This is a genomic window from Iningainema tapete BLCC-T55, assembly GCF_014698965.1.
GTDB lineage: Bacteria > Cyanobacteriota > Cyanobacteriia > Cyanobacteriales > Nostocaceae > Iningainema > Iningainema tapete.
In genome coordinates this window covers 280,068-286,192 of the sequence record NZ_JACXAE010000118.1, presented here as the reverse complement: position 1 = coordinate 286,192, position 6,125 = coordinate 280,068, and the positions used below count along the sequence as shown (strand labels likewise).

At 42.1% G+C, this 6,125-nt stretch carries 7 protein-coding genes and 1 pseudogene; 6 read left to right on the top strand and 2 right to left on the bottom strand.

The features are described from left to right. Positions 1 to 71 precede the first annotated feature (71 nt). The gene (locus ICL16_RS39725) at positions 72 to 239 is read right to left on the bottom strand and encodes a hypothetical protein (protein ID WP_190837148.1); all 168 of its coding nucleotides are present in this window, start codon (positions 237 to 239) and stop codon (positions 72 to 74) included. 110 nt (positions 240 to 349) lie between these two features. On the opposite strand from ICL16_RS39725, the gene aroC reads away from it, so the two are divergent. From aroC to ICL16_RS39695, 5 genes and pseudogenes are all read left to right on the top strand, one after another. Next, complete coding sequence (aroC, locus tag ICL16_RS39720) at positions 350 to 1,438, top strand: chorismate synthase (protein WP_190837145.1); 1,089 nt, start codon at positions 350 to 352, stop codon at positions 1,436 to 1,438. A 272-nt stretch (positions 1,439 to 1,710) separates the two neighbouring features. After that, a complete protein-coding gene (locus tag ICL16_RS39715; protein ID WP_190837143.1) occupies positions 1,711 to 1,965 on the top strand; it encodes a SemiSWEET transporter in 255 nt (84 codons plus the stop codon). A 32-nt stretch (positions 1,966 to 1,997) separates the two neighbouring features. Next, complete coding sequence (locus ICL16_RS39710) at positions 1,998 to 3,665, top strand: radical SAM protein (protein WP_190837141.1); 1,668 nt, start codon at positions 1,998 to 2,000, stop codon at positions 3,663 to 3,665. A gap of 109 nt (positions 3,666 to 3,774) precedes the next feature. Continuing rightward, positions 3,775 to 4,015: pseudogene (locus ICL16_RS46485) on the top strand (serine/threonine protein kinase); the annotation flags it as partial. 350 nt (positions 4,016 to 4,365) lie between these two features. Continuing rightward, on the top strand, positions 4,366 to 4,560 hold the full coding sequence (locus ICL16_RS39695; RefSeq protein WP_190837135.1) for an ATP-binding protein: 195 nt from the start codon (positions 4,366 to 4,368) through the stop codon (positions 4,558 to 4,560). A 31-nt stretch (positions 4,561 to 4,591) separates the two neighbouring features. On the opposite strand, the gene ICL16_RS39690 is transcribed toward ICL16_RS39695, so the two are convergent. After that, positions 4,592 to 5,410, bottom strand: a complete 819-nt coding sequence (locus ICL16_RS39690; protein WP_190837133.1) for an SDR family NAD(P)-dependent oxidoreductase — start codon at positions 5,408 to 5,410, stop codon at positions 4,592 to 4,594. A gap of 225 nt (positions 5,411 to 5,635) precedes the next feature. On the opposite strand from ICL16_RS39690, the gene ICL16_RS39685 reads away from it, so the two are divergent. Further along, complete coding sequence (locus tag ICL16_RS39685) at positions 5,636 to 5,845, top strand: chlorophyll a/b-binding protein (protein ID WP_190837132.1); 210 nt, start codon at positions 5,636 to 5,638, stop codon at positions 5,843 to 5,845. Positions 5,846 to 6,125 lie beyond the last annotated feature (280 nt).

Genomic DNA, 6,125 nt, shown 5'->3' with positions numbered 1-6,125 from the left:
GTAATGCACGAGCGCAACGCTCACAACTTCCCTCTAGATTTGGCAGCAGTTGAAGCTCCTGCTATCAACGGTTAATCGCGAATAATGTAGAGACGCCCCGGTGGGGCGTCTTCTTCACAAGCACCTGCCAATTTTGGGGGTGCTTTTTGGTTTTGTGGGGTGGGCAGGAAAGCCCGCCCTGATGAAAAGACGGGCAAGATGCCCGTACCAGAAGAAAGTTGTGTTAAGAATCGAAACAATCAGCAAAAATGTCAAAGAAATGAGTAATAGAATATAATGCTTGCTGTGGCTTGGTAATGAGAGAATCTTGTTAAGATAAAATACAAGCGCTTGTTAATACCGCAACATCATGGGCAATACTTTTGGGCATTTGTTTCGCATTACCACTTTTGGCGAGTCCCACGGCGGCGGTGTGGGGGTTGTAATTGATGGTTGTCCTCCGCAATTGGAGATTTCGGCGGAGGAAATTCAAGTAGAATTGGATAGAAGACGTCCAGGACAAAGTAAGATTACAACGCCTCGCAAGGAAGCAGATAGCTGCGAGATTCTTTCAGGGGTATTTGAAGGGAAAACGCTGGGAACACCAATATCTATTTTAGTGCGCAACAAAGATACTCGCTCTCAAGATTATGATGAGATGTCGCAAAAGTATCGTCCTTCTCATGCGGATGCAACTTATGATGCAAAGTATGGTATTCGCAATTGGCAGGGTGGTGGTAGATCGTCGGCGCGGGAGACAATTGGAAGAGTCGCAGCAGGTGCGATCGCTAAAAAAATCCTCCGTCAAGTTGCTAATGTAGAAGTGATAGGTTATGTCAAACGCATCAAAGATTTAGAAGGCGTTGTCGATCCGAACATCGTTACTTTAGAGCAAGTAGAAAGCAACATCGTCCGCTGTCCTGATGCAGACTGTGCAGAACGGATGATTGAATTAATTGAACAAACTGGTAGACAAGGTGATTCGATTGGCGGTGTGGTAGAATGTGTAGCGCGAAATGTACCGAAGGGTTTGGGCGAACCAGTTTTTGATAAATTAGAAGCTGATATCGCTAAGGGTGTGATGTCTCTGCCAGCTAGCAAAGGCTTTGAAATTGGTTCAGGTTTTGCGGGAACACTGCTAACCGGGATTGAGCATAACGACGAATTTTATATTGATGAGAATGGTGAAATCCGCACGGTAACTAACCGTTCAGGGGGAATTCAAGGCGGAATTTCCAATGGTGAAAATATTATTTTGCGTGTAGCGTTTAAGCCGACAGCCACTATTAGAAAAGAGCAAAAGACAGTAACTAATGAAGGTGAAGAGACGGTTTTAGCCGGGAAAGGAAGACACGATCCTTGTGTGTTACCGCGTGCTGTACCGATGGTTGAGGCGATGGTAGCCCTAGTACTGTGCGATCACTTGTTGCGCCATCACGGACAGTGCAAGGTAATATAATACAATCAACATAGAAACGTAGGGTGCGTTACGGCATAGCCTAACGCACCTTATTTTATTGAAACAAAAATAAAACAGCACATTTCTACAGATTGATACCAATAATTTATCTGTGTTAATCTGTGTGCATCTGTGGTTTTAAACTTCTATCAATAACACTTTATTCTGTAAATTAATTGTTAGTTTTCTCAGAGACAATTAAACCATTAATACAAAGTTGACATTTAGCATTTCTCCTCATTAAATGTATTATGTCACCAGGAATGCATCTCATGGATTTTATTACGATATTAGGATTATTAGCAGCTACATTAACCACACTTTCATTTTTGCCGCAGTTGCTGAAAACATGGCAAAGCAAATCAGCTAAAGATGTTTCTTTCATTATGCTGATTACCTTTAATTTGGGCGTTTTTATATGGCTAATATATGGGATTTATCTTCAAGCTTTGCCGATTATTCTTGCTAACGGCGTGACATTGTTTTTCAACATCATAATTCTTTGGCTTAAAATTAAATATAGATAACTTCAAGCTAAAAGCATAGCTGACAAAAGCCTGTGACATCCTCTGTATTTACTGCTGAACGCCTTTTATTTACCCCTGCCACCCCCGATACCGACGCTATCCCCACCATCTTTGCCTTTCCCAATGAGTATAGTGTGGGTATCACTAGCCTTGGCTATCAGGTGGTATGGGCAACTTTGGCAATGCGAAAAGATGTGCAGGTTAGTCGCCTGTTTACCGATACTCGTCAACAATTACCGAGAAAGCCGGAATTATTCGGCTTTTCCCTGTCTTGGGAACTGGATTACGTTAATATTTTGAACCTGCTGGAATCTTTAGAAGTTCCCATTCGCGCAAGTTTCCGTGATGATAATCATCCCATAATTTTTGGTGGCGGTCCCGTCCTCACAGCCAACCCCGAACCTTTTGCGGATTTCTTTGATGTAATTTTGCTCGGTGATGGCGAAAATTTGCTAGGAGATTTTATCGCAGCTTATAAAGAAGTTAGAAAAGCCGATCGCCTAACTCAACTAACAGCACTAGCACAAGTTCCCGGCGTCTACGTTCCTTCTTTATATAATGTAGAGTATCATGCACCAGATGGTGCAATCAAAGCAATTCAACCAACCCACCGTTCAGTTCCCCCCGTAGTGCAAAAGCAAACTTACCGAGGAAATGTCCTCTCCGCATCAACGGTAGTAACAGAAAAAGCGGCGTGGGAAAACATTTATATGGTGGAAGTAGTGAGAAGTTGTCCAGAAATGTGCCGTTTCTGTCTGGCTAGTTATCTCACATTACCATTTAGAACAGCAAGTCTTGAAGATTCATTAATTCCGGCAATTGAAAAAGGTTTAGCAGTCACAAATCGATTGGGATTACTCGGTGCTTCCATAACCCAGCATCCAGAGTTTGACAAGTTACTAGACTATATTAGTCAGCCGAAGTACGATGATGTACGTCTCTCGCTTGCCTCAGTAAGAACTAATACAGTAACAGAACACTTAGCAAGAACTTTAGCGAAAAGAGACACGCGATCGCTTACCATTGCCGTAGAAAGCGGTTCAGAAAAATTACGCCAAATCATCAACAAAAAGCTGCATAACGACGAAATCATTACAGCAGCAGTCAACGCCAAAGCAGGTGGATTAACAAATTTGAAACTCTATGGAATGGTAGGAATTCCCGGTGAACAACCAGAGGATTTAGAACAAACCGTAGCAATGATGCGCCTCCTCAAAAAAGCCGCTCCTGGATTACGCTTAACATTAGGATGCAGCACCTTTGTCCCCAAAGCACACACACCATTTCAATGGTTTGGCGTCAATCCTCAAGCAGAAAAACGCTTACAACTTCTACAAAAACAACTCAAACCCCAAGGGATAGATTTTCGCCCAGAAAGTTACAATTGGTCAATAATTCAAGCATTGTTATCAAGAGGCGATCGCCGCCTATCTCAACTCCTAGAACTTACCCGTGACTACGGCGACTCACTAGGAAGCTACAAACGCGCCTTCAAACAACTCCAAGGAAAAATCCCTCCCCTAGACTTTTACGTACATACCTACTGGTCAACAGAACAAATATTACCCTGGAATCACTTACTTGGACCCTTACCACAGCCTACACTACTAAAACACCTAGCCGATGCCACCAGTCATTTCAACTCATCCCACCAAATCTTAGACAAACCACCCTCCGAGCATCTACAGTTGTTATCGTAGTTAAAAACTTGGCGAACTTGGCGTCTTGGCGGTTCATTGTATTATATATAGTTAACCTCAAACTGTTTCTGGGAAAAATAAACTTGAAAGCAGTGATGCAGGTGAAGCAATGGCAACAGGGATAGCTGGATACAAAATTATTACGCAAATTTACGCAGGCACGAAAACTCTAGTCTACCGGGGAATTAGAGAACAAGATCAACAACCTGTTGTCATCAAAATGATGCGGAGTGAATATCCCAGCTGAGCGCGAACTAGTCCAGTTTCGCAATCAGTACACCATTGCCAAAAACCTCAACCTACCAGGAATCGTCCAATCCTACAACTTAGAAAATTATCATAACGCTTATCAAGGACAGGGAATGATGCAGGAAGCTGTCAAGATGGGCTTGCAAATTCTCAAGTCGTTGGGCATAAGTTTTCCCGAGTGTCGTCAAAGCTTCTCAAACTCTTTCTCGTTAAATCGAGCTTGACAAGTTGCTCTCGATGTTGATGCAAGTGGTAACTGAGAATGCAGGAGCTTCAAAATGCGCTTTAATCTTACTCAAAAATAATCAATTGATGATAAAAGCGATATCTGTTTTAGGGAAGGAAATAAACACGTTTGGACGCTCCATTCCAGTCGAAGACTCAGTTGAGATACCCGTTACCTCAATTAATTATGTTTATCGAACACAAGTTTTTATGAATCTGCTGGCAAATGCGATTGAGGGACGGGATTGGGATTACCATTGCCCGTCAAATTGTAGTGGAAAAGCATAGTGGAAGCTTGAGTTGTAATTCAGAATTGGGCAAGGGAACAGAGTTTGCGATTCTCATCCCGATACGCGATCGCGATCGCAACTCGCATTATATGAAAATACTGTTCTCCTATCTCCCGTCTCGCTTTTCCTAACTCCTGACTCCTGACTCCTTTGTCCTGACTCCTATTTATCCTTATTCTTAAAAGTGATTCCAGAAAGCCACTGCACTAAGCCTGGGAATAACCGATCCAGCCCCTGTGACATACCCGCAGAACCAACCATGATCTCAGACTTCTGATTCATAAGAGCATCCCAAATCGCATTTGCCACATCCTCAGGCTTTTCCACTACGGGAACTTTCAGCACATTGTTGAGTTGATCGCGACGGCTTTGAATATCCTCCTCGTCTTTTCCTCGGAAAACTGCCCTTTCCATCAAACTACTTTTAATCAAATTTGGGTGAATGCCACAAACGTGAATACCTTTGGGCTTTAATTCCGCGTGCAAAGCTTGTGTCATTCCGGTGACAGCAAACTTACTTGTACAATATACAACTAAATAAGGATTGGGTACTTTGCCAGCAATGGAACTCAAATTAACTATAGTTCCAGTTCGGCGCTGAAGGAAATGAGGTAGAAGAGCATTAATGGTGTGGATATACCCCCATAAATTCAAGTCTATTACCCGATGCCAATCTTCCAGAGAAAACGCTTCCACTGGTCCTTCTGCAAAAACGCCTGCATTGTTCACCAGCACGTCAATATTACCATAATGATCCAACGCTTTTTCTACCAATGTTTTCACTTGTGCTGGATCTGTGACATCACAAGAAACTACCAAAGGTGCTGTACGTCCAAGGCTTTGCACCTCCTGTGCAACACTTTCTAAACGGTCAACTTGACGAGCTGCAAGTACAAGGTCATATCCTTTACGCGCAAATAACAAAGCTGTTGCCTTACCAATACCTTGAGAAGCACCTGTAATTAGTACCGTAGGAGCCATATCTTTAATTAAGAAACACTATACTTTCTATCAGTTTGAGCAATCACATTTAGGAAACCTTCCGACTAGCGTTAGATTTTTCAAAAATAGTAAATATAAGAACATTGGTTTATCTGACAAATATCATCCTTTGGGCTTGCTGATACTTTGGCACTACAGACAGATACCACGCAGTAGAAAGCTTAATAGTATAGGAGATGTAATAATTATTTAGGAAAATTAACAATGGCAAATCAAACTTCGGGAAACTATCCTACTGATGCTACTGAAAAGGCTTACAATGGTAGCGATCGCAACGCAGTTAAGCCAGGATTTACTCCTCAATCTGAACTTTGGCAAGGACGTTTAGCGATGATTGGTTTTCTGGCTTACCTACTTTGGGACTTAAACGGCTACAGCGTAGTACGTGATTTATTTCACCTCGTTTCATATTAATAGGAGTCAGGAGTCAGGAGCCTGTTCTCATTCCAAGTCAGAGACTTGGAATGTTTGAACTGAGGCTCTGCCTCACATTGAAAACCGCTATATTCTAACTCCTGACTACCTTAACCATAGCAATTTTAGCTAACTTCGATACCAATGGTACGGTATTTGTTGTAATTTTATTTAAAACTTCTTAACATTTCTACATAATTTAAGCTAAAGTGCTAGTGTTATCTAATGCACAACACTAACCGCAGGCAAAATTGTTATGTCTAGTAGTTAGTGTAATTTG

Coding starts and splice junctions, on each gene's coding strand:
- aroC (WP_190837145.1), top strand. CDS start 350: ATGGGCAATACTTTTGGGCATTTGTTTCGCATTACCACTTTTGGCGAG.
- ICL16_RS39690 (WP_190837133.1), bottom strand. CDS start 5,410: ATGGCTCCTACGGTACTAATTACAGGTGCTTCTCAAGGTATTGGTAAG.
- ICL16_RS39685 (WP_190837132.1), top strand. CDS start 5,636: ATGGCAAATCAAACTTCGGGAAACTATCCTACTGATGCTACTGAAAAG.
- ICL16_RS39715 (WP_190837143.1), top strand. CDS start 1,711: ATGGATTTTATTACGATATTAGGATTATTAGCAGCTACATTAACCACA.
- ICL16_RS39695 (WP_190837135.1), top strand. CDS start 4,366: ATGCGATTGAGGGACGGGATTGGGATTACCATTGCCCGTCAAATTGTA.